Genomic DNA, 21,150 nt, shown 5'->3' on the forward strand with positions numbered 1-21,150 from the left:
CAGGTCAGGCCTCCCGGCAGTGACACGCGTCGTCTTAGACCGCGACCTTGTAGCTGCTGCAGAACAGCGAGGCGCTCGGCCGGGCCTTAAGACAATCACCAGGCGATCCTCAGGCTTGCGCCGCTTCATATCCGTTTCGGGTGAAATGAGTGGGCATTTTGCGAGCGGTGCCAACGCCTCGGGTATGGAGCGCGGCAGAACACGTCATTCAAACACACGAGGACAGTGGCCAAGCCTGTCCCTAGCGTGCGTCGGCCAGAGCGCATGTCAGGAGATGAACCCGCATCCGGGGGAGGCGAGGATCAAGTGTTGAAAGTCCGCTCCTTAACGGCGCTGCACGAGAGGGATATTCAGTCATGAATTTCAAAGGTTTGATCAAGCGTGCCGAGACTGTGGAGAGGGCGTTCAAGGAGCTCGAAACCGATTTGGCGGATGCGTTTAGCGAATGTCTCAACGTGGACGATCAGTCGCCGTTGAACGACGTCACTGTCCCGGATGAGACTGTGTCGGATGGGAATCTCGCGGCAATGGATGACAGCTCGCAACTTGAGGCCAATGCGGATGCCTTCGAGACCGCGCGACGGCTGACGCCCCACACGCAAACCCGGCTCGCTGCCTTAAGTGCGGTCGATGGGCTCTTTCACGACGCGCAGGAGTATCTTGGGGAGATCCATGCGAAACTGTCGGAGATCGCGACCTCGCATCATCTGACAGGCGAATTCCTGAAACTCCTCCACGGCGACATTCTTCGCGCCAACGAATTGGAGCTGGCAAATACCAGCTTGACCGCGCAACAAAGAGCACTATCCGAACAGCTCCACGATGCAACCAGAAAGCAGCGCGAGCGCGACAGCGCTATCGAGGCGCTGCAGCAGCATGAGGCGAGCCTGGTCGAGGACAAGGAAGCACTTCGCGGCGCGCTGGCTGCAGCAAGGCTGGAGCTCGTCGTGGCAGGCAATGCGAGCGCAAAACGCGAGGCCGAGTTCGGCGAGCTTGTCAAAACGCTCTCGGCCAGAGCGGTCGAGGCCAACAGACGCTCGCGCGAGAACGAGATGCTGCGGGAGAAACATGTCAGCCTGTCGATCGACCTCGACAAGGCGCTGAAACGGGAGGCCGAGGCCCGGCACAGGCTGGACGAACTCTCGACTGTCCACGCCAATGACGCCGCACAGGTTTCGGAACTGCTGGCCGCGCTTGGCAAGAGCGAGAAAGAGGAAATGCGGCTGCAGAAATCGCTCGACATGGCGCAGGCCAAGCTGTCGGAAATGACGGAAGCGGCCCGCATCAGGGACGGGGACAGGGAAGCCGAACTTGCACGCGGTGTCGCGGAGATGACCGGCTTGCGTTCTGAGATCGAGGATCTCCGATCGCGACTGGAAGCCGCCTCGAACCACAACAGCGAAGCCGTCAGCGAGATCGCCAGGCTCAAGGCTCAAGCGAGCGACGCGGTGGCCGAAAAGCAAATCGCCGAGGAAAAATTGTCTGCTCTCATGAAGGAGAGCGAAAGCGACAAGATGAACCTTTCCGCGGTCAGCGCGAATTTTTCGCAGCTTTCCCTGCAGCAGGCATCCGAACAGATACAGTTCGACGTCCAGCGGCAGGAATGCGAGGATCTGCGTGCCGAAGTCGCGTCGCTTCAAGCCCGGGTCAAGGAACTGTTGCCCTATGAGCGGCTCCACAAGGTCACCAACGCCAGACCGCGTGAAGACGGCGTGGTCGAGATCACCGCTGCGGTGGCGGAGAAGGCCCGCGCCAGCAGGCGGCGCCTTCGCCTGCGCGCGGCATCCTAGCTCAGGCGCGGCTGTCTGAATTTCGACTGGTGCGAAACCGACATCCGTCAATGGATGGCGGGTCGAGCGTGAGGCTGGCCTTCCCTGCGTCGGCCTGCAATAGTGCACGCCGGTGAAGCGGAGGGGGCTGAGCATGCGGCTATTCATAAAGCGGAACCACCTCCGTTGGAGGATGTTGGCCTTCATCGCTATCATGGTGCTTTTGCCGAAAGCGGCGTCGGCCGATACCATCCCACCCGACAGGATCGCCGCGGCCCTTGCGAAGCTCGAACTACTTGCCGAAGGCGTCGTCGCGGATGGTAGCGTGCCCGGTCTGGCCATCGGCGTCGTGCATGGCGACGAGGTGATCTTCCTCAAGGGGTTCGGGCATCGCGAAGCCGGAAAACCGGAGACCGTCGATGCGGACACGGTCTTCCAGATCGCCTCCCTCTCCAAGCCGGTCTCCGCCACCGTCGTGGCGGCGCTGGTCAGCAACGGGGTCGCTTCCTGGGATTCGAAGATCGCCGACCTCGATCCGGCTTTCCGGCTCGCCGAGCCCTATCCGACCAGCGAACTCACGGTCCGCGACCTGTTTGCGCACCGCAGCGGGCTTCCCGGCACGGCGGGCGACGACCTCGAGGACATTGGCTATGACCGCGGGGAGATCCTGCGCCGCCTGCGGTTCGTGTCGCCGTCGTCGAGCTTTCGTGCCGGCTATTCCTACAGTAATTTCGGACTGACCGAGGGTGCCGTCGCCGCCGCGAAGCCGACGGGCAAGCCCTGGGAAGAGGTCGCCGAAGAGAAGCTCTATCGTCCGCTTGGAATGGCCTCGACCAGTTCGCGTCATTCGGACTTCATCAAGCACGCCAACCGCGCCGAACTCCACGCCAAGATCGATGGCGCCTGGGCCGCGAAGGTCCAGCGCTATCCGGATGCGCAGGCGCCAGCAGGCGGCGTCAGTTCCACCGCACGCGATCTCTCTCAATGGATGCGCCTTGTGCTCGGCAACGGGGCCTACGCCGGCAAGAGACTCATTGCCGCCGATGCGCTGGACCAGACACATATTCCCTTGATGGTTCGCGGCAAGAACCCCGTCTCCGGAGGCGAGGCCTTCTACGGCCTCGGCTGGAATGTCGAATTCGGCCGGCACGGGCTGGTCTGGGGTCATGCGGGCGCCTTCAGCACCGGCGCACGCAGTCTGGTGATGCTCTTCCCCGAGGAGAAGCTTGGCATCGTCGTCATCGCCAACGCCTTTCCGACAGGCGTGCCGGAGGGACTGTCCGACAGCTTCGCCGATCTCGTCTTCGACGGAACGCTGGGGAAAGATAAGGTAAAGGCATGGAATGATATCTATGCAGGCATGTTCGGGCCGGTGATTGCGGCGGCCAAGGCCACCTATGCCGTGCCGCCCTCTCCGGCAAGTCCGGCCGGGCCAGCCAGTGCCTATGCCGGCCGTTACTTCAACGACTTCATCGGCGATGCTATTGTGTCGGGCGAAGGAGAGGCTCTTGTCCTCAAGGTCGGGCCCGCCGGTGCGCGGTCCTATCCACTGAAGCATTTCGACCGCGACCTCTTCGTGACCTTCCCCGATGCCGAGATGCCGGACAGGCCCTCGGCCGTCAGCTTTGTCATCGACCCCGACGGCAAGGCGTCGGCCGTGACCATCGAGTTTCTCAACGACAATCATCTCGGCACGCTGCAGCGCGAGGGTGATTAGCCGTCGCGGGGCGGGCGAGCCTTTGCCGGTTCAGGATGCCGGGCCGAACTGGAGCAATTTGAAGCAATCGCCGCTGCCCGGCGTCGCTTGCGTCAGGAAGGGTTTCGACCGGTCGATCCATTCTTGGTGCGACCTGGCATCGGCTTCGATCTCATTGGCCGGTGCAAGCTTGACGAAACCGCGCCCCTTGCTGAACAGCCAGCATGCGCGGCCGAGAAACCGCCTGCTGCGCTGGCGCAGGAGGTCGGCATCATAAAAAATGTCGAGCACCTCCTGCTTGATCTTCCGCTCCTTTTCGGGATTGGCGATCGCAACCTCGATCGCCTCGCCGCCGATCGCATCCTGCAGGTCCTTGTAATCCAGGGCGATCTGAGTGGTGGCATATTTGATGTCGCTCTCGTCCCGGACGATGTTGAACCATAGCGTTGGGTTGAGCTCGTTGACGACGAACGATGCTTCGAAATCGCGTGATAAATTCAGGGTATCGAACCCCTGAACATCGACGTCGCGTTCGACCAGAAGGATCTGCGAAACCTGCTTGGCGAGCGCCGTCCCGTGGGCGCTGACCGCGGCATTGTTGCCGCCGAGTTCCGGACTGACATAGGCGCCGCCATCATCCAGCAGCGCATCGAATTCGCCAAGGGCCTCCACGACGGCGCCGCCGCGGGCAATACGCGCCGCCAGTTTGGCGAGAACCTGCTGGAGCTCCGTTTCGCGTTTACGCTGGTCCTGATAGTTCTGCTGGAAAAAGAAGATGAACAGGGACACGCCAATGCCGATCAGGATCACGCCCAGCTGCGAAAAGATGTTGCGATAATATTCCAGCAGCTTTTCACGATGGCGTACGTCGTCACGCACACTGTGCGCCACACGGAGATTGACGATCAGCGAAACGACCAGGAGCCCGGCACCGACCAGGATCAGGCCGCCGATCAGCAGGTAGCCGTAGCCAGAGTTCAAATCCATTCTTTGCCGCGCTCCCGAAACCCCAGACAGCGCAGACTAATACCGTTCGGCTTCAACACCTACGTTTTCATAGGAGCGCCGGCGAAGGATTCCCACCATTCGGCCGCTGTTCTTACAGCCAGGTCTATGCTCGCCGTCCGCCTCGTTTCGTAGCGGTCTTCTCGCAGCCGAATTCAGGCCGCGTGCTTGGAACCAATGACGGGCGAGACTGTTCAGCTATGACTTTGATACGACGCCGATGTGCCCGGTCGGCTGGGCATGCGGCGATCTTGAGGAGTTCTCATCATGAAGATTTCGTCCAGATTTCGTTCAGTCGCGGTTGCCGTCATCGCCGCCGCGGCAGTTAGCTTTGCCAGCGTCGCGCATGCCGACAGCGGTACGATCCGCTTCGCCATCTACAAGGCGGCCTTTTTCATCGGCGGCTCCGGAGGCGAGGGCACACTGACCTTCCATGGTCGCCGATATCCCATCTCGGTCGGCGGCATCTCGGGCGGCCTCGCCTTCGGCGCCTCCAAGACCTATTTCAAAGGTACCGTGCGCCACATACGCCGCGCCCGGGATGTGACGGGGGTGTACGGTGCAGCGGGCGGTGGCGGCGCGCTTGGCAAAGGAGCCCAGGTGATCGTCATGACCAATGACAAGGGTGCCCAACTCGAACTCACAGGCAGGCAGGTAGGTCTGCAAGTCAACGCCGATCTCAGCGGTATGAGCATCTCGCTGAAATAAGGGCAGTCATTGCATTCGTCATTCCCTGGATGGGCCGGATTTGGCCGCTCCAAACCGCAGCCCATCCATCAGCAGCGACACCAATCGGCGCGAGCGGTCGCGCCAGTCCTTGGTGTCCGGGGCCGAATAGATGCCGCCCAGCGCATGCAGCACGTCGGAGGCATCGACGTCGCTGCGGATCGAGCCGTTGGCGACCGCGGCATCGATCAGCCGCCGCAAAGCCAGCGTCACCCTGCCCGAAACGTCGGAGAACAGGGTGGAGTTGGTTGTGAGCAGGATGCGCAGGCTTGTCGACAGCCCGCGCTTGGTGGCGATGTAGTCGACGAAGCGCTGCATCCATTGTTCGAGCGCGACGTCGGGCACATGATCGTGGGCGAGTTCGTCGGCCGCCTGGCACAGTCCTTCCACTTCGCGCCGATAAACCACCTCGACCAGATGCTCGCGCGTTGGGAAATGCCGGTAGAGCGTGCCGATGCCGACGCCGGCCTGACGCGCAATCTCCTCCAGCGAGGCATCGACGCCATGCGCGGCAAAGGCTTTCGCCGCGACCTCGACCAGTGCGTCGCGGTTGCGCTGCGCGTCGGCGCGCAGCGGTTTTGCAGCGGCGGCTTCGGCCTTGTCTCCAGATATGACGGGCGGCTCTGCGGCCAATTTTTTCTCCAGTGTTGATCCGAATAGGGCAGGCCCCGTTTCAACAACGGAGACGCCTCCAACTTCGTTACGCCTCCGACAAATATAATCGCAAGTAAATACAATCACAGGATCGAGTCTGGGCCGGCGTTCCGCATCTTGCCTGTCCCGGTGGATGACGACGGAGGATATTTCCTGGCGCGGCCGGCACTCCTCATCTGTTCGGCCGATGCCCTGAGGCAAAAATGAGCCGACATTGAGCACGATCCCCTCAGGATCATTGGACTGTCCTGCCCCTACAGACAGTCCAGAGAGCACCACCGGCTTGGGCCGGTGGTGCTTTTTTACCACCCCCTTCGGCGCCCCAATGGTCCGCTCGTTGCTCTGTTTCGAGTGTTGCGGCTGAATCCGAGCGATTGTCGGCGCGCGAGCGGTTGCCGCGGCGGCTTCAGGCTTGGCATGACGGCTGCTGCCCTGCCAATTTTTTCAATTTCGATCGATTTCGATCCGGGGCTTGAACAGGGCAGAGCAGGTCCCTACGTAGTAAACGGAGGCGCCTCCGATTTGTGGAGCGCCTTTATCATGTAATCACGGGATCGGGTATGTCACGTCTTTCGACCTCGCAAGCTGCAGCCTTCCCAGAGGTCGCGCCAAGTCGAACCGAGCCCTTCCGCCCTGCCGGGCATCTGCCCCGCAAGGGGGAGATTAGCCTTCACCTAGCCATAAGCTGACCTTGCCGCTCGCCGGCCGGGCACCAGATCATCCCCTCCCGCGTCAAGCAACTGGAGCCAGACGCCCCATGACAAGCATAACCCGAACTCCAATCCAACTTCAAATCAATGGACATCGACGTGAACTGGAGGTCGAGCCGCGCGTTACGCTGCTCGACGTCTTGCGCGACCATCTCGGCCTGACCGGGACCAAGAAGGGATGTGACCAGGGCCAGTGTGGCGCCTGCACGGTCCATATCGACGGCCAGCGCGTGCTGGCCTGCCTGACGCTTGCCACTCAGGCTGAAGGCAGGGACATCACCACCATCGAAGGGCTTGCCGGGGAGGATGGCACGCTGCATGCGGTGCAGGCCGCCTTCCTCGAACAGGACGCCTTCCAGTGCGGCTATTGCACGCCGGGCCAGATCATGTCGGCGGTCGCCTGCATTCGCGAGGGCCATGCCGGTTCCGACGAGGAGATCCGCGAATACATGGCCGGCAATCTCTGCCGCTGCGGCGCCTATCCGCATATCATCGCCGCCGTGCGCCAGGCGGCCGTGGAGGCCGCGTCATGAGGGACTTTTCGTATCTCCGCGCCGGCTCCGTCGATGCAGCCCGTGAGGCAGCAGCACTTCCCGGCGCCATGCTTTTGGCCGGCGGCACGACGCTTGTCGATCTCGCGAAATGCGGCGTTGCCGAACCCGAGACCGTGGTCGACATCACCCATCTCAAGGGACTGGACACGATTGCCGTTGATGACCGGGGCGCCACGATCGGCGCGCTGGCCAGGATGAGCCGCGTCGCCGACCATGCCGATATCAAGAGTCGGTTCCCAGCCGTCTCGGAAGCATTGTGGCAGGCCGCATCGGCGCAGTTGCGCAACATGGCGACGATCGGCGGCAATTTGATGCAGCGTACGCGCTGCCCCTATTTCCGCGATCCGGCGAATTTCCCCGCTTGCAACAAGCGCTCGCCCGGCAGCGGCTGCTCGGCGATCGGCGGCGTCACCCGTGGTCATGCCGTGCTCGGCACCAGCGAAGCCTGCATCGCCACCTATCCCGGCGACCTGGCGGTTGCGCTCGTCGCCTTCGACGCGATCCTCCATCTCGGCGACCGTCAGGTCGCCGTCGATGATTTTTTCCTGCCGCCGGGCAGCACGGCCGAACGGGAACATGCGATCGAACCCGGCGAGATGATCACCGCGATCGGCATTCCCGCTTCGGCCGCCGCCCGCCGCTCGACCTATCTCAAGGTCCGCGACCGCCAGTCCTATGAATTCGCCGCGGCAAGTGCCGCGGTCGGTATCGAGTTCGAGGCCGACGGAAGGACGATCCGCGATCTGCGCGTCGCGCTTGGCGGCGTTGCCACCAAGCCATGGCGCGCCCGCGCCGTCGAAGAGGCGCTGAAAGGCAAGGTGCTCGAGCCGGAGGTCGTCAGGCAAGCCAGCCTGCTCGCCGTCGAGGGCGCCGTCGACCATGGCGCCAACCACTACAAGATCGAACTGGCGCCGCGCGTCGTCGCCCGCGCCATCCTCAAAATGGGAGAAACGGCATGACCGTTCACGAGTTGAGAACAAGACCTGGCGATGCCAAACGCGGCGACGCTTCGGACGGCGCCGTCCTCGCGGATCAGGTCGGCGGCCGGCTGTCGCGCGTCGACGGACCGGCCAAGATCACCGGTGCCGCCAAATACGCCGTCGAGCAGCAGCTCGAGGGGCTCACCTATGCGGTGCTGGTCGAGAGTACCATTGCCGCCGGCCGGGTGCAGTCGATCGACACGGCAGCGGCCGAAGCCGCGCCGGGCGTGCTGCTGGTGCTGACGCCCGACAATTTCCTGCCGCTGAGAACCGCCACGGACTGGCTGGGCACGCCGCCGCCGGCTGTTGCCTATTGCCCGCTGGCGCGCAGCATCACCTTCAGCGGCCAGCATATCGCGGCGGTGGTGGCCGAGAGCTTCGAACAGGCGGTCGCAGCCGCGGCGCTGGTCAAGATCGCCTATGACGAGGCGCCGGCGATCGTCGACCTCAGCGATCCGAAAGCCGGCGACGGCATTGCGGTCGATGCGATGACCAAGGAGTGGGGTGAGGCGGAGACCGCGTTCGCCTCGGCTCCGGTCAGGATCTGCAACGCCTACAACACGCCGCGCGAATACCAGGCGCCGATGGAGCCGCATGGCCTGATCGCAAAGTGGCAGGACGACCAACTCACGGTCTGGGAGCCGAGCCAGTGGCTCGACGGCATGGCGCGGACCTATGCCGAATGGTTCGGCGTGCCGTTCGAGAATGTGCGACTGGTCTCGCCCTATATTGGCGGCGGCTTCGGCTCCAAGGCGTTCGCCTATGGCTACGGCGCGGTGGCGGCAGTCGCCGCGAAAATGCTGGGACGGCCGGTGAAGCTGGCGGTCAGCAGGCCGCAGACCTTCACCGCCTATGGCGGACGGGCGGCGACGCGCCAGACCGTGGCGCTCGGCGCCAACGCAGAGGGTCAGATCCAGTCGATCGTGCATCGCGGCGTCAACGAGACCTCGGTCGACGGCATGTGGGTCGAGCCGCTCGGCTCGGTCACCTCGGTCATGTACGCGACGCCGAATTTCTCGTCGCGGCAGAACGTCGTGCGGGTCAACACGGTGGTGCCGGGGGCATTGCGCGCGCCGGGCGAGAACCCGAGCGCCTTCGGCATCGAAAGCGCGATCGACGAGCTCGCCTATGAGGTCGGTATCGACCCGCTGGAAATCCGTCTCAGGAACTATGCCGAGCAGGATCCGCATGCGAAGAAGCCGTGGTCGACACGGCAGCTGCGCGAGGCGTTCGCGGCCGGCGCTGAAGCCTTTGGCTGGTCGAAGCGGGCGCCCCAGCCGCGTTCGATGCGCGACGGCAACCAGTTGATCGGCTGGGGCGTCGCCGCCGGCACCTACCCGGTGCGGCGCGCCTATGGCGAGGCGGTCGTGCGCATTCTCGCCGACGGCTCGGTTGAGGTCGAAAGCTCGTCGATCGACATGGGGCAGGGCACCTACACGATCTTGGCGCAGACCGCCGCCGAGGTGCTGGGCGTGCCGGCGGAAAACGTCATCGTCAAGCTCGGCGATTCCCGCTATGCCCGTGCCGGCGTCACCGGCGGTTCGCGGCTGGCCGGGGTGATGACCGGCGCCGTCCACAAGGCGGCGAGTGCCGCGCTCGACCAGTTGGTCGGGCTCGCCATCAGTGATCCGGCTTCGCCGTTCCATACGCTGCAGGCCAACACGCTCGTCGTCGCCAATGGCCGCATTTCGTCGCCGCGCGGCAACGGCCCTGAAGTTTCCATCGCCGAACTGCTCAGCAGCGTCGGGCGCCAGCATATCGAGGCCAAGGGCGACACGATGCCGGCCAATTCGACGGTCGAGGACCGCTACAAGAACTACACCACCATAGCCATGGCGCTGCCGCACACCGAGGGCGACTATTCCCGCCACAGCTGGTGCGCGCATTTCATCGAAGTGCGCGTCGACGAGGACTTTGGCACGGTTCGTGTGTCGCGCGTGGTATCGGCGCTGGATTCGGGCCGGCTCTATAACCCCAAGCTCGCCGAAAGCCAGTGGAAGGGCGGCATCATCATGGGCATCGGCCAGGCGCTGCTCGAGGAAGGCATCGTCGACCGCCGCCACGGCCGCATCGTCAACAACAACCTCGCCGACTATCTCATCGCCACCAATGCCGACATTCCCGACATCGAGGTAATCTCAGTCGGTATTCCCGACCCGCATTCCTCGGTGCTTGGCGGCAAGGGGGTCGGCGAGCTAGGCATCGTCGGCGTGGCGCCGGCGATCGCCAACGCGGTATTCCACGCCACCGGGAAACGGGTGCGGGATCTGCCGATCACGCTGGAGAAGCTGATTTAGGCGGACGCGGTGGAACTGCCAATCTCCCCCTCGTGGGGGAGATGCCCGGCAGGGCAGAGGGGAGCGTGAAGGATCGCCAGCGTTCAGTTCAACTTTGATGAGCTGAGAACCTTACGTGGGTGCGCGAACTGCTTGATAGGCTGGAGGGACAGCGCCCCTCTCTGTCCTGCCGGACATCTCCCCCACGAGGGGGGAGATCGGCAGCTTGAACGCCCTGCCTTTTCAGGCTCACCACGACAGACTGAACGCAAGCTTGCCGAAATGCCGGCCGCCGGCCGCCATGTGGGCGTAGGCCTCGGTCGCCTGGTGCTGGCTGTAGATTGTGTCGATGACCGGATCGATACGGGCGGCGCCGATAGCGCGCGCAGCGTCGCGCAGGTCGGATACCGAACCGGTGTTGTTGCCCACCACCTTGAGTGCCTTGATGATGATCGGTAGCAGGTTCGTGGTGGCCTCGGCGCCGGTGACGAAGCCGATGGCGAACACCGTGCCGCCGGGCGCCGCGGCATTGATGGAGCGGGCGAAGGTGGCCGAGCCGCCGGTTTCGACGATCAGATCGGCGCCGAGGCCGTCGGTCAACTCGAGCACCTTGGCGTCCCAGTCCGGCGTCTCACGATAATTAATGAGATGATCCGCACCCAAGGCCTTGGCGCGCGCCAGCTTTTCGTCAGACGACGAGGTGATGATGACCGTGGCGCCGGCTGCCTTGGCCAGCTGCAGGGTCAGGATCGAGACACCGCCGGTACCGAGCAGGACGACGACCGACCCCGGCCCGGCATCGGCGGCGCGAAGCGCATTCCACGCGGTGGTGCCGGCGATCGGCAGCGTCGCTGCCGCTTCGAAGGACAGATGCGCCGGCATCGGCACGACGGCATTGGCCGGCAGCGCGACATATTCGGCGAGCGAGCCGGGCAGTGTCAGCCCGCGCATCTCTCTGGTCTCATAAGGCCGCGGACGGCCGCCGATCCAGCGCGGTTTTGCATGGGCGATGACGCGGTCGTTGATGGCGAGCCTCGACACGCCCTCGCCAATGCCGACGATCTCGCCGGCGCCGTCGACGACGGGAATGAGCGGAAAGCTCGGACCTGGATAGTTGCCGCTCGCTATCGCGACATCGACAAAATTGAGGCTTGCGGCGCGCAGGCGGATCAGCACTTCGCCGCGTTGCGGTTCAGGCGTGGGAACGGTGGCCGCGCGAAACGCGTCCAGTCTCGGGGCAGTCAGTTCGATCGCTTTCATGTCTCACTCCGGTTGATGGCCGATTGACGGGCCGGGATTGAGTGAAACTAGCTGCTGCGCTATTGGTATATAATCCTTGGCTTTTACATTTGAGCTCTGCACCTGATGCAGCAATCGCACGAACCGGCAGCATTGGTCGAAATGGCCGCCTTCGCGGCAATCGCTGAAGCACGCTCCTTCACCAGGGCGGCTGCTCGCATCGGCCGCGACGCGACGATCCTGTCGCGGCGCCTTGCCTCGCTGGAAGAGCGGTTGGGCGTGCGCCTGCTGCACCGGACGACACGAAGCGTATCGCTGACCGAGGCGGGTTCGGAATTTCTCATCCGGGTCCGCGCCATCCTGGCTGCGGTCGACGAGGCCGAGGCTGCCGCGTCGGCGCATGCCGGCGGCGGGCCGCGCGGCGTGCTGCGGCTGGCGCTGCCCGGCTCGTTCGGGCGCATGTGGATCGGCCCGCTGCTGCCGCAGTTTCTCGCCGAATTTCCCGATGTCCGTATCGAGGCCGAGTTCTCCAACCGCTTCGTAGATCTCGTCGCCGAGAATTTCGATGTCGCCGTGCGTCTCGGCGCGCTGGAGGATTCGCGGCTGGTGGCGCGCAAGGTCGCTACACGGCGGCGGCTGCTGTGCGCCGCGCCGTCCTACCTCGCCCGCCGGGGCACGCCGACTGAACCTGAAGCACTGCTGGAACACAGTTGCCTGGGCTTCTCAGGCTTCCAGACCTTTCCGGCCTGGGAGATGACCGACAGTTCGGGCCGTCGCGTCAGTATCGAGGTCTCCGGGCCGCTGGTCACCGATGATGCCGAGGTACTGGTCGAAGCCGCCGTGCAAGGCGTCGGACTGATGATGAGCACGGATTGGCTGGTCGGACGCGAGCTCGCCGACGGCCGTCTGGTGCCAGTGCTGGAGGACTGGACGCTTGCCGACGAGGGCGCCGTCTATGTCGTCATGCCTTCGGCCAAGGGGCAAGCCGCCAAGACACGTGCCTTCGCCGACTGGATCGGCAAACGCTTTGCGCCGGTCCCGCCGTGGCGGAGGTGAGGGTGGGTCGCGGCGCGTGGAGCGTCAGCGCCGTCTCTCGTAGAGGAAGGCGTCGGCGATCTATGTGAGACGACCCCCTCTGGCCGCTTCGCGGCCATCTCCCCCTCGAGGGGGGAGATTACGCGCTCAGCCGCCTCCGCCTCCACCACCCTGCTTGATGAAATGACCGAGCAGATCCATCGGCACCGGAAACACGACCGTCGACGAGCGTTCACCGGCGATGTCATGGAGAGCCTCGAAATAGCGTAGCTGCATGGCTGCGGTGCTTCGGCCAGCATCTTGCCGGCCTCGACGAGCTTTGCCGCCGCCTGCTGTTCGCCGTCGGCATTGATCACTTTCGCACGCCGCAGCCGTTCCGCCTCGGCCTGCTTGGCGATGGCGCGGACCATGTTCTCGTTGAGGTCGACATGCTTGATCTCGACATCGGAGACCTTGATGCCCCAGGCATCGGTGCGCTGGTCGAGAATCTCCTGGATATCGCTGTTGAGCTTGTCACGTTCGGCCAGCATTTCGTCGAGCTCATGCTTGCCGAGCACCGAGCGCAACGTGGTCTGTGCCAGCTGGTTGGTGGCGGTCATGAAGTCTTCAACCTGGATCACCGCCCGCTCGGCGTCGACGATACGAAAATACAGCACCGCGTTGACCTTCACCGAGACGTTGTCGCGCGAGATCACGTCCTGCGGCGGGACGTCCTGGACCACCACTCGCAGGTCGACCTTCACCATCTGCTGCACGAAAGGGATGAGGATGATAAGGCCGGGGCCCTTGACTCCGGTGAAGCGGCCGAGCGTGAAGACCACGCCGCGCTCATATTCCCGCAGGATGCGAATGGCCGCGGACAGGAACATGACCACGACGAGCGCTGCTGCCAGATAGGCCACATAACCGATGATCATTGCCTTGCTCCATCGCTTCTCACATTGCGGCGCCGTATCGTCAGCACGAGATCCCTGACATCGGCCACCTCGACGCTGTCGCCCACTGCAAGCGGTTCGTCGGCTTTTGCCCGCCAGCGCTCGCCCCGGGCGAGCACGTGGCCCTCGCTGCCCTGCCAGTCGAGGACCTCCGCCGGCAGCCCTTGCATGGCCTGTGCGCCAACACGCGGAACGTTCTTGCGGGCCGCCCACAGATAGCTGCCGGTCAACAGCGCCAGGCCGAGCGTCAGGACGGCGGCGGTGCCGATAACGGCCCACGACATCTCGAAGCCGGGCCCCTCGATCCTGAGCAGCATGGCTGCGCCCAGCAGAAACGCAGCCACGCCTCCCAGCCCAAGGACCACAGTCGGGTTCAAGGCTTCGACGACCAGGAAGATGATGCCAAGCAGCATCAAGGCAAGGCCGGCATAGCTGATCGGCAAGAGATTGAGCGCATAGAGCCCGAGCAGAAGGCAAATCGTGCCGATCACGCCGGGCGCGACCGCGCCCGGGCTCGTGAATTCGAAGACGAGGCCATAGACGCCGACCAGCATCAGGATGACGGCAATATTCGGGTCCGTGATGACGGCGAGAAGCCGGATGAGCCAGCCTGGCTCGAGCGTTTCGACCGGCAGCCCCTTCGTCGCCAATGCCTCTTTTTTGCCGGCGATCTCGACGGTCCGGCCGTCGGCCAGTTGAAGCAGTTCGGTGGTGTCGCGGGCGACGAAGTCGATGACATGCTGCTGCAGCGCCGCGCCGGCCGACAGGCTGGCCGCCTCGCGCACGGCCTTTTCTCCCCATTCGGCATTGCGCCCGCGCAATTCAGCCAGGCTGCGGATCAGGGCAACGGCGTCGTTCGTCGCCTTGGCGATCATCGCATCGCCCGCGGGTGCGTTCTTCTTGTCCTTGTCCGCCTCCGGGCCATCGTTCTTGCCGCCGGGAAACGATGGCAGCGGCCCGCCCATCTCGATCGGCGTTGCCGCGCCCAGATTGGTGCCGGGCGCCATCGCCGCCAGATGGGCGGCGTAGAGGATGTAGGTTCCGGCGCTCGCCGCATGCCCGCCGGCCGGCGCGACATAGCCGATGACGGGAACCGGCGAGGCGAGAATGCCGGCGATCATCTCGCGCATGCTGGTGACCAGCCCGCCGGGCGTATCCATCTGCAGGATGAGAGCCTGGGCATTTCGGTCCGCGGCCACCGCCAGCGCTTCCTCGAGCTGCCTGGCACTCGCCGGACCGATGGCGCCGTCTATCTCGACGCGCAACACAATTTTCTCCCGGCCGTCCGCCTCTCCGGTTGCTGAAGAGGGACAAACGGCCGCAACAGCCACGAAAGCCGCGGCAAGCAGGACCGCACGCGCGAGTTTCACGCTCAAAGCTCCACATCTAGGAATATGGGCTGGATTTTGCCGAAATCCATGATGCTTCGCGGCGGGTGACGCATCGCACCGTCCTGCTGGGCGTCGGCCTGCTCAGCGGCGGCTACCGCTCCGAGGAGCTCCGCCAATCGGGCGCGTTTCGCGTCTATGAAGATCCCGACGACATGCTGCGCCATGTCGACGAAGTCGGCGGCCGCACATGAAGGCGACCGGCGGGCTGTCGCCGTCATTCGATCACACCTATGTTTTGCGCATTGGAGCCATCTCTGGCGGGCTTCTATTGCGCGGCGTCCTCCTGGATTGTCTGTTCCTGGATACGGGCGGGTGCCCCGAGACACTGATCGTAGCCGATGGTGCAATTATTCAGACATTCGTTGCGCCCCTGGATGGATTTGACGCTGTTGTAGTCGATCGGCACAGCCTGGCATTTCTTCTGGCACGCCTGGTCCTTCTCGGCGCAATTTGTGCCGTGGCCCTTAGGGTACTTCTTCGTGGTCGCTTCAGCGTTCAATGGCATGACGGCCAGCAGCGCCAGCAGCGTCGGTATCAGTCGGAGCATACGCATGGATCCTCCCTTGCGCGTTAGACCCTCTACACTTGGAGGCAATGTTAGCGCGCCACTTCCGCTGGCCACATCACCCGTGCGGGGGATGGACGGCAGCGGGGCCGCCGCTAGCCCAGGCAATTTCCCCGTGGTCGGTTCTGATCGTCATCGCTCCGGCCGGCAGCCGATCACAAAACGCGACGACGTTCAGGCAGTCATATCGCGCGCTGGGCACGATCAGACCGTCATAATCGAGGAAATGCGCGGCCTCGCCGATGTCTTGCGACCTCGGATATTCGGCGTGCTTTTCCTGATACGAAAGCTGCCCGTAGCGCGCGGTGTCGAGGCCAAGGGTCTGCAAGGCCGCCAGGTCGAGCAGTCTGAGCGTCCGGTCCAAAGCAAGATCGATCTCGAAGAGATTGTATCTGACGCGCGAAGGGACCACTGGCTGCCCCCGCGTCAGGTGGAATCTCATCTCGCTCAAGGCACCTTCGCGCTCTTGCGAAGTGTAGAGCACGTCGAACGTTCCATCGTCCCAACGGCCACCGGAGCTCGAGCACTGGATCGGGCTGCGGCCCTGGCGCACCACACGCCAAACCGTCCCGGAGTATTCGACCGGAACTATTGCCTCGATAGCGTCGATGAGCCGGCTATCGCGTCGTTTCCGCCCGGCGATCGCCAACTAGAGAAAGACCTCGTTCTCAAGCCGATCGATGACTTTGAGCACGTCGAGAGCACGGTCGTCGTGAATGAGATCTATCGCCCTTTCACCGTTCAATTGCGGGTGGCGAGCGTAAAGCCAGGTGCGGATATCACTTGGCTCGTAGAACTCCTGCAGACGGCCGACGATATAGTGCAGGTCCGATAGAATGAGCTCGCTGCGCGGCTGGGGCTTGATGTCGCCGGCCTTCCACCTCGAAACCGTGGCCTTGGACACGTCGGTGATGTTTGCAATATCGGTTCCCTTGAGGCCGCCAAACGTACCCAATTCGTCCAGGAACCTGGGGACCGCCCGCAACGCCGTGCTCATGCTTTTCTCTCCGGCTGCCGAGCCACTTCGCGTCGGACCAGCCCTTCAATTGCGCTGTCGCATTTCGGTTTCATAAAAGGAAAATATGAAACAGGAATGTTAATGTCAATCACCCGTTCGGTGCGAAGGCCCCTGGAGCCAGCACTTCAGGCCTGAAGTAGCGCCAGCTCTTCCGCGCTCAGATGGCGTGCCTTGCCTTTGGCAAGCTCGCCGAGCTGCAATTGGCCGATCGCCACCCGCACCAGGCGCAGCACCTCGATATCGTAGGCGCCAAGCAGCCGGCGGATGTGGCGGTTGCGGCCCTCGTCGAGCACGATCTCCAGCCAGGCGGTGCTGGTGCCGCTTCCACTCGATCGAAAATCAATCGCCTGAATTGCTACAGCGCCCTGGTGTCGCCGGTAATGCCACGGGACAATTTGTTTTGTATAGTCCTTGATGCCACGTGGCCGACGATGGTTCGATGACTTGGGAAGGGAAGATCATGCGAAGCGCATTGGCGAAATTCGTCGTGGCGGGTTGCGTCGCCGCTCAGGTCGTCCTGCAAGCGGCGCAGCCGGCGTTTGCCGCGCCGTGCGGCTGGACGGCGAAACTGGAGGAAGAGGAGGGCGGCAAAGTGCTGATGGCGTCGGTCTGCGGCGGATCGAATGGCGGCGCCCAGCTGACGCTGGCCTGTTTCGGCAAGCCGACGCTGAGCTATGATTTGGGCGACAGCGGTCCGCAACTGGAACCCGGCATCGCTTCGTTCGCGTTCAAGGCCGGCGGCAAAGCGGTGACCAAGACGCTTCAACTCGAAGAAATGTACAACACCTTCACCGTGGAATTGAGCAGCACCGACCCGCTGTTGGCCCTGCTGCGCTCCAAGGGCGAGGTCACGGTCGCCTCGGGCAAATATGGCGAGAACAGCTTTCCGCTTGCCGGCTCATCCGCCGCCATCGGCAAGGTGCTGGCCCAGTGCGGCAAAGCCAAGGCTTCTGCCGACAATGACAACTGATGAACCCCTTACATTTCAATTTGAATCGCGCGAGACGTTGGTTGCGAAGATAGAGCGTGATCCCGCTAACCTCGATCCCTGGACAGGGCTTGTCGAACTGGAGGCCGAGGAAAGCAGCCTGGACACCGCGGTGTCGGTTCTCTTGCGGGCAATTGATGCTGTATCCGACAGGGAACAGCTTTGGCGGGCAGCTGCCTGACTGTCGAGTCGCCGCCTGCAGCTCAGGCCTGAAGCAGCGCCAGCTCTTCCGCGCTCAGATGGCGTGCCTTGCCTTTGGCAAGGTCGCCGAGCCGCAGCGAGCCGATCGCGACCCGCACCAGGCGCAGCACCTCGATATCATGGGCGGCGAGCAGCCGGCGGATATGGCGGTTGCGGCCCTCGTCGAGCACGATTTCCAGCCAGGCGGTGCTGGTGCCGCCGCGCAGCAACTCGATCGAGCGGGCCGCCAGCAATTCTCCGTCGACGGTCGCGCCGGCGCGCAACCGCGCCAGCATGGCCTCGTCGGGCAGCGCGCCGATCTGCACGTGATAGGTCTTGGCGACATGCGAGGCGGGATCGAGCAGGCGCTGCGCGAAGCGCGTGTCGTTGGTCATCAACAGCAGGCCTTCGCTGGCCTTGTCGAGGCGGCCGACGGGCGAGACGAAAGGCAGGTCGAGGCCTGCCAGGCAATCATAGACGGTGCCGCGGTCCTGCGGGTCGTCACGGGTGGTGACCAGCCCGCGCGGCTTGTTGAGCATCAGATAGACCTTGCGCTCGGCGGCGACGCGGCGGCCGTCGACCTCGATGCGATCGCGGCCTGGATCGACGCGAATCGAGCCGTTGCGCACGATCTTGCCGGCGACCCGCACGCGCCCCTCGGCAACCAGAAGCTCGGCCTGCTTGCGCGAGCACAGGCCAAGCTTCGACAGTGCACGACAGAGGCTGACGCCGGGAGGCTGGGCCCCGGGGGCAGGGCGTTGCCGGGCAATGTTCGGTCGCGGCGACATGATGTTGCCTGTGGATTCTTGTATACGAGCATCCCACTATAGCCGGCCGCCGGCTATGTCCACGGAAGGGAACTGCATATCGTTTGCGTCGTGCGCAGCGGCTGCGAGGACTTGCATGAAAACAGCCATTCGCCTTTGCCTGCTGCTCGCCTTCCTGCCGACATCGCCGGCGCATGCCGGCTGGCAGGCGGTCGAGAAGGTCGAGACCTATGCCATCTCAGGGCAATCCGGGCCGGAGCTCTACGCCTCGATCGGCGGGCGCGGGCCGCTGCTCGGCGAACGCCGCGTCATCGCGCATACCAATTTCAAGCTGACCTGGGTGAGGGACTACCAGCCGCAAGGCGACGCCTGCGTGCTGGTGTCGGCGCGGCCGAAGCTGATCATCACCTACACCTTGCCGAAGCCGGCCGCGCAGCTGCCGGGCGCAATCCAGAAGAACTGGGAGGTTTTCGCAGCCGGCCTCGCAGCTCACGAGAAGGTGCATGGCGCCAGCATCGTCGACATGGTGCACAAGATCGAGGCGGCCACGATCGGCCTGACCGTCCCCGACGACCGCGGCTGCAGCAAGATCAGGACGGAAGTGACGAGACGGCTCGCCGGAATTTCGCAGGCACAGCGGCAGGCGAGCCGCGATTTCGACCGGGTCGAATTCGGCCCGGGCGGCAAGCTGCGGCAGCTTGTGTTCACGCTGATGACCGGGGGATGATGCTGCGGGGCGGCGCAGGGCACCATATCTGTCGGCCAAGCTCATGCCTGCTCGGTCGGATAGAGCGTCAGGATGTTGACGTTGACCCGTGGCGGCTGCGTCACCGCATACTGGATGGCGGCGGCGATGTCCTCGCTTTCCAGCTGCTCCATGTCGCCAAGCCTTAGCTCGACCGCCTGGCGCACATCGGCGCGCATATTCTGGGTGAACTCGGTCTTGACGGCGCCAGGCTCGATGCAGGTCACGCGGATGCCGTCCTTGCCGATCTCGCGGCGAAGCGATTCCGCCATCGCGCTTACCGCGTGCTTGGTGCCGGAATAGACCACCGAAGGGTGGATATAACGGCCGGTGCCGGAAGAAACGACGACGATGTGGCCGGCGCCTTGCCGTTGCATCGACGGCAGCGCCGCATGGATCGGATAAAGCAGGCCCAGAATGTTGACGTCGACCATCCGGCGGTATTCTTCCGGCGTCGTATTGCGGAACGGCGCGGCGACGCCGACGCCGGCAACCGCAAGCAGAATGTCGAGCCGGCCGTACTCCTGCAGGACCCGTTCGACCATCGCCGTGGCTTGCGCTTCGTCGGTGACGTCGACGGCAATCGGCAGCGCGGTGCTGCCGGTCTCACGGATCCGCCTCGCCAGATCGTCCAGGCGCTCAGTGCGCCGCGCGGCAATCGCCAGCGTGGCGCCCTCGGCCGCCAGCGCCAAGGCGGTGGCCTCGCCGATGCCGGAGGAGGCGCCCGTCACCAAGGCGATCTTGCCGCTCAGTTTTCCTGTCTGCATCGTTTTCTCCTGACGCTTTGAACACGCCCTGAAGCTAGGGCGCAGACATTCTGGGAACAATGCTGGGAGTTCTTGGGCATGATACTCCGCAGCGCCGCATCCCGCGGAGTACCTCAAGGCATGCGGGACAGCGCCCTCCAGCAAGCCCATGTCTGCGCAATTTTCCTTGAGCGAACGAGCGGGGCTTGACGCGACTGGAGGTGTTGCGTCTTGATATGGGGCTGCGGGGCTTCGCATGAAAACAGCTGATCGACTATGTCTGCGGGTGGCTTGTTTGCATGCGACGCGCTTGCATGCAGCACCGCGATCCTCTGGCGACCGACCGGGCTGAGCGCAAGATGAAGGTCCTCGTCGTCTATTGCCATCCCTGCACCGACAGCTTCAACGGCGCCGTGCGCGATACGGTGCTGGAGACGCTTGCCGAAAGGGGGCATCAGGTCCACCTGCTCGATCTCCATGCGACCGGCTTCGATCCAGTCATGCGCACGCAGGAATGGCGCGGTTACCACGACAAGGCGGCGAACCTGCAACCGGTGCACGAACATGCGCAGGAGCTGATCTGGGCCGAGGCGGTCGTCTTCATTTACCCGACCTGGTGGTATGGCGTGCCGGCGATGCTGAAAGGCTGGCTGGAGCGTGTGCTGGTGCCGGGCTTCGCTTTCGAGATGCCGACCGCACGACGCGGTCCGCGGCCCAAATTGCGGCACATACGCCGGGTGGTGGCGATGACCACATGCGGTGCCACGCCGCTGATGTCGTGGATCATGGGACAGCCCGGCCGGCGAACCCTGCTGCGCGGCTTCCGCTCCGTCTGCCATCCGCTGTGCCGGACCAAATTCCTGGCGCTCTACCGGATGGACAGCGTCTCGGCCGCCGGACGCCAGGCGCATCTGCAGCGGGTCAGGAAAGCGGTTGCCGGTCTTGGCCGCGCTGATGCCATTGCCGCCACGGTGCCTGGCTGATTTGGTCGAGCGAGCCGCCGAGGGCTGCTGGCATCGCTTCGATGTGTCGGATACGATCAGTTGTACAAGTCGGCGCCGCCCCTCATCGCCCTGCCGGGCACTTCTCCCCGTATAGTGACGGGGAGAAGGGGCTGGCCGCAGCGTTGGCGTCGTTTCTGCACCGCCGATGTTTGGCGAAATCACCGATG

At 64.0% G+C, this 21,150-nt stretch carries 20 protein-coding genes and 3 pseudogenes; 12 read left to right on the top strand and 11 right to left on the bottom strand.

The features are described 5' to 3' along the window. The first annotated feature begins 356 nt into the window (after positions 1-356). Positions 357-1,790 carry a coiled-coil domain-containing protein gene (locus tag NKJ09_RS19595; RefSeq protein ID WP_352481675.1) on the top strand — a complete coding sequence of 478 codons (1,434 nt, stop codon included), beginning with the start codon at positions 357-359 and terminating at the stop codon, positions 1,788-1,790. Between the two features lie 172 nt (positions 1,791-1,962). Continuing rightward, positions 1,963-3,486 (top strand): serine hydrolase, encoded by a 1,524-nt coding sequence (locus tag NKJ09_RS19600; protein ID WP_023722354.1) that lies wholly within the window; start codon positions 1,963-1,965, stop codon positions 3,484-3,486. 30 nt (positions 3,487-3,516) lie between these two features. Here NKJ09_RS19600 and NKJ09_RS19605 read toward each other — a convergent pair whose 3' ends face one another. After that, positions 3,517-4,452 (bottom strand): hypothetical protein, encoded by a 936-nt coding sequence (locus NKJ09_RS19605; protein WP_023722353.1) that lies wholly within the window; start codon positions 4,450-4,452, stop codon positions 3,517-3,519. Between the two features lie 285 nt (positions 4,453-4,737). Between NKJ09_RS19605 and NKJ09_RS19610 the strand changes: the two genes are divergently transcribed. Then, entirely contained in the window at positions 4,738-5,178 is a 441-nt protein-coding gene (locus tag NKJ09_RS19610; protein ID WP_023677323.1) for a lipid-binding SYLF domain-containing protein, read from the top strand. An 18-nt stretch (positions 5,179-5,196) separates the two neighbouring features. Here the strand turns inward: NKJ09_RS19610 and NKJ09_RS19615 are convergent, their stop codons facing one another. Continuing rightward, complete coding sequence (locus tag NKJ09_RS19615; RefSeq protein ID WP_023722352.1) at positions 5,197-5,829, bottom strand: TetR/AcrR family transcriptional regulator; 633 nt, start codon at positions 5,827-5,829, stop codon at positions 5,197-5,199. A 778-nt stretch (positions 5,830-6,607) separates the two neighbouring features. On the opposite strand from NKJ09_RS19615, the gene NKJ09_RS19620 reads away from it, so the two are divergent. The 3 genes from NKJ09_RS19620 to NKJ09_RS19630 are packed head-to-tail and all read left to right on the top strand — an operon-like array spanning position 6,608 to position 10,391. Further along, positions 6,608-7,093, top strand: coding sequence for a (2Fe-2S)-binding protein (locus tag NKJ09_RS19620; RefSeq protein WP_352494416.1), 486 nt, complete (start codon positions 6,608-6,610; stop codon positions 7,091-7,093). Beyond that, positions 7,090-8,073 carry an FAD binding domain-containing protein gene (locus tag NKJ09_RS19625; protein ID WP_352494415.1) on the top strand — a complete coding sequence of 328 codons (984 nt, stop codon included), beginning with the start codon at positions 7,090-7,092 and terminating at the stop codon, positions 8,071-8,073. Before NKJ09_RS19620 ends, NKJ09_RS19625 begins: the two co-directional genes overlap by 4 nt. Beyond that, positions 8,070-10,391: a xanthine dehydrogenase family protein molybdopterin-binding subunit gene (locus NKJ09_RS19630; RefSeq protein ID WP_352494414.1), complete on the top strand. Its 2,322-nt coding sequence runs from the start codon at positions 8,070-8,072 to the stop codon at positions 10,389-10,391. The genes NKJ09_RS19625 and NKJ09_RS19630 overlap by 4 nt, the downstream gene beginning before the upstream one ends. A 228-nt stretch (positions 10,392-10,619) precedes the next feature. Here the strand turns inward: NKJ09_RS19630 and NKJ09_RS19635 are convergent, their stop codons facing one another. After that, entirely contained in the window at positions 10,620-11,630 is a 1,011-nt protein-coding gene (locus NKJ09_RS19635; protein WP_352494413.1) for a zinc-dependent alcohol dehydrogenase family protein, read from the bottom strand. Positions 11,631-11,735: 105 nt separating this feature from the next. Between NKJ09_RS19635 and NKJ09_RS19640 the strand changes: the two genes are divergently transcribed. Then, positions 11,736-12,665 carry a LysR family transcriptional regulator gene (locus tag NKJ09_RS19640; RefSeq protein WP_352490004.1) on the top strand — a complete coding sequence of 310 codons (930 nt, stop codon included), beginning with the start codon at positions 11,736-11,738 and terminating at the stop codon, positions 12,663-12,665. A 126-nt stretch (positions 12,666-12,791) separates the two neighbouring features. On the opposite strand, the pseudogene NKJ09_RS19645 reads toward NKJ09_RS19640, so the two are convergent. Beyond that, positions 12,792-13,561, bottom strand: a pseudogene (locus tag NKJ09_RS19645) (slipin family protein). Beyond that, positions 13,558-14,949 (bottom strand): NfeD family protein, encoded by a 1,392-nt coding sequence (locus NKJ09_RS19650; RefSeq protein ID WP_352494412.1) that lies wholly within the window; start codon positions 14,947-14,949, stop codon positions 13,558-13,560. The pseudogene NKJ09_RS19645 and the gene NKJ09_RS19650 overlap by 4 nt, the downstream one beginning before the upstream one ends. Positions 14,950-15,035: 86 nt before the next feature. On the opposite strand from NKJ09_RS19650, the pseudogene NKJ09_RS19655 reads away from it, so the two are divergent. Beyond that, positions 15,036-15,161 (top strand): annotated as a pseudogene (locus NKJ09_RS19655) (HAD family hydrolase); the annotation flags it as partial. A 74-nt stretch (positions 15,162-15,235) separates the two neighbouring features. Here the strand turns inward: NKJ09_RS19655 and NKJ09_RS19660 are convergent. From NKJ09_RS19660 to NKJ09_RS19675, 4 genes and pseudogenes are all read right to left on the bottom strand, one after another. Further along, complete coding sequence (locus NKJ09_RS19660) at positions 15,236-15,523, bottom strand: hypothetical protein (protein ID WP_352494411.1); 288 nt, start codon at positions 15,521-15,523, stop codon at positions 15,236-15,238. Between the two features lie 70 nt (positions 15,524-15,593). Continuing rightward, positions 15,594-16,184 carry an RES family NAD+ phosphorylase gene (locus NKJ09_RS19665; protein ID WP_352472172.1) on the bottom strand — a complete coding sequence of 197 codons (591 nt, stop codon included), beginning with the start codon at positions 16,182-16,184 and terminating at the stop codon, positions 15,594-15,596. Further along, positions 16,185-16,532 (bottom strand): antitoxin Xre/MbcA/ParS toxin-binding domain-containing protein, encoded by a 348-nt coding sequence (locus NKJ09_RS19670; RefSeq protein ID WP_023680350.1) that lies wholly within the window; start codon positions 16,530-16,532, stop codon positions 16,185-16,187. A 146-nt stretch (positions 16,533-16,678) separates the two neighbouring features. Beyond that, a pseudogene (locus NKJ09_RS19675) lies at positions 16,679-16,876 on the bottom strand (pseudouridine synthase); the annotation flags it as partial. Between the two features lie 137 nt (positions 16,877-17,013). On the opposite strand from NKJ09_RS19675, the gene NKJ09_RS19680 reads away from it, so the two are divergent. Both NKJ09_RS19680 and NKJ09_RS19685 read left to right on the top strand, forming a co-directional pair. Continuing rightward, complete coding sequence (locus NKJ09_RS19680) at positions 17,014-17,523, top strand: hypothetical protein (RefSeq protein WP_352472171.1); 510 nt, start codon at positions 17,014-17,016, stop codon at positions 17,521-17,523. Further along, positions 17,513-17,722: a hypothetical protein gene (locus NKJ09_RS19685; protein WP_352472170.1), complete on the top strand. Its 210-nt coding sequence runs from the start codon at positions 17,513-17,515 to the stop codon at positions 17,720-17,722. Before NKJ09_RS19680 ends, NKJ09_RS19685 begins: the two co-directional genes overlap by 11 nt. A gap of 22 nt (positions 17,723-17,744) precedes the next feature. Here the strand turns inward: NKJ09_RS19685 and NKJ09_RS19690 are convergent, their stop codons facing one another. Beyond that, positions 17,745-18,509: a pseudouridine synthase gene (locus tag NKJ09_RS19690; protein WP_352472169.1), complete on the bottom strand. Its 765-nt coding sequence runs from the start codon at positions 18,507-18,509 to the stop codon at positions 17,745-17,747. 115 nt (positions 18,510-18,624) lie between these two features. Here NKJ09_RS19690 and NKJ09_RS19695 point away from each other — a divergent pair, with 115 nt between their 5' ends. Further along, on the top strand, positions 18,625-19,215 hold the full coding sequence (locus NKJ09_RS19695) for a DUF922 domain-containing Zn-dependent protease (protein WP_352494410.1): 591 nt from the start codon (positions 18,625-18,627) through the stop codon (positions 19,213-19,215). A gap of 41 nt (positions 19,216-19,256) precedes the next feature. Here NKJ09_RS19695 and NKJ09_RS19700 read toward each other — a convergent pair whose 3' ends face one another. Continuing rightward, positions 19,257-20,000 (bottom strand): SDR family oxidoreductase, encoded by a 744-nt coding sequence (locus NKJ09_RS19700; RefSeq protein WP_023722917.1) that lies wholly within the window; start codon positions 19,998-20,000, stop codon positions 19,257-19,259. Between the two features lie 293 nt (positions 20,001-20,293). On the opposite strand from NKJ09_RS19700, the gene NKJ09_RS19705 reads away from it, so the two are divergent. Continuing rightward, positions 20,294-20,962: an NAD(P)H-dependent oxidoreductase gene (locus tag NKJ09_RS19705; RefSeq protein WP_352494409.1), complete on the top strand. Its 669-nt coding sequence runs from the start codon at positions 20,294-20,296 to the stop codon at positions 20,960-20,962. Positions 20,963-21,150 lie beyond the last annotated feature (188 nt).

The sequence above is a fragment of the Mesorhizobium sp. M0189 genome (assembly GCF_040322135.1).
Classification (GTDB): domain Bacteria; phylum Pseudomonadota; class Alphaproteobacteria; order Rhizobiales; family Rhizobiaceae; genus Mesorhizobium.

Coding starts and splice junctions, on each gene's coding strand:
- NKJ09_RS19630 (WP_352494414.1), top strand. CDS start 8,070: ATGACCGTTCACGAGTTGAGAACAAGACCTGGCGATGCCAAACGCGGC.
- NKJ09_RS19620 (WP_352494416.1), top strand. CDS start 6,608: ATGACAAGCATAACCCGAACTCCAATCCAACTTCAAATCAATGGACAT.
- NKJ09_RS19685 (WP_352472170.1), top strand. CDS start 17,513: ATGACAACTGATGAACCCCTTACATTTCAATTTGAATCGCGCGAGACG.
- NKJ09_RS19605 (WP_023722353.1), bottom strand. CDS start 4,452: ATGGATTTGAACTCTGGCTACGGCTACCTGCTGATCGGCGGCCTGATC.
- NKJ09_RS19670 (WP_023680350.1), bottom strand. CDS start 16,532: ATGAGCACGGCGTTGCGGGCGGTCCCCAGGTTCCTGGACGAATTGGGT.
- NKJ09_RS19695 (WP_352494410.1), top strand. CDS start 18,625: ATGAAAACAGCCATTCGCCTTTGCCTGCTGCTCGCCTTCCTGCCGACA.
- NKJ09_RS19680 (WP_352472171.1), top strand. CDS start 17,014: ATGCGAAGCGCATTGGCGAAATTCGTCGTGGCGGGTTGCGTCGCCGCT.
- NKJ09_RS19705 (WP_352494409.1), top strand. CDS start 20,294: ATGCAGCACCGCGATCCTCTGGCGACCGACCGGGCTGAGCGCAAGATG.
- NKJ09_RS19595 (WP_352481675.1), top strand. CDS start 357: ATGAATTTCAAAGGTTTGATCAAGCGTGCCGAGACTGTGGAGAGGGCG.
- NKJ09_RS19660 (WP_352494411.1), bottom strand. CDS start 15,523: ATGCGTATGCTCCGACTGATACCGACGCTGCTGGCGCTGCTGGCCGTC.
- NKJ09_RS19600 (WP_023722354.1), top strand. CDS start 1,963: ATGTTGGCCTTCATCGCTATCATGGTGCTTTTGCCGAAAGCGGCGTCG.
- NKJ09_RS19690 (WP_352472169.1), bottom strand. CDS start 18,509: ATGTCGCCGCGACCGAACATTGCCCGGCAACGCCCTGCCCCCGGGGCC.
- NKJ09_RS19640 (WP_352490004.1), top strand. CDS start 11,736: ATGCAGCAATCGCACGAACCGGCAGCATTGGTCGAAATGGCCGCCTTC.
- NKJ09_RS19610 (WP_023677323.1), top strand. CDS start 4,738: ATGAAGATTTCGTCCAGATTTCGTTCAGTCGCGGTTGCCGTCATCGCC.
- NKJ09_RS19635 (WP_352494413.1), bottom strand. CDS start 11,630: ATGAAAGCGATCGAACTGACTGCCCCGAGACTGGACGCGTTTCGCGCG.
- NKJ09_RS19625 (WP_352494415.1), top strand. CDS start 7,090: ATGAGGGACTTTTCGTATCTCCGCGCCGGCTCCGTCGATGCAGCCCGT.
- NKJ09_RS19700 (WP_023722917.1), bottom strand. CDS start 20,000: ATGCAGACAGGAAAACTGAGCGGCAAGATCGCCTTGGTGACGGGCGCC.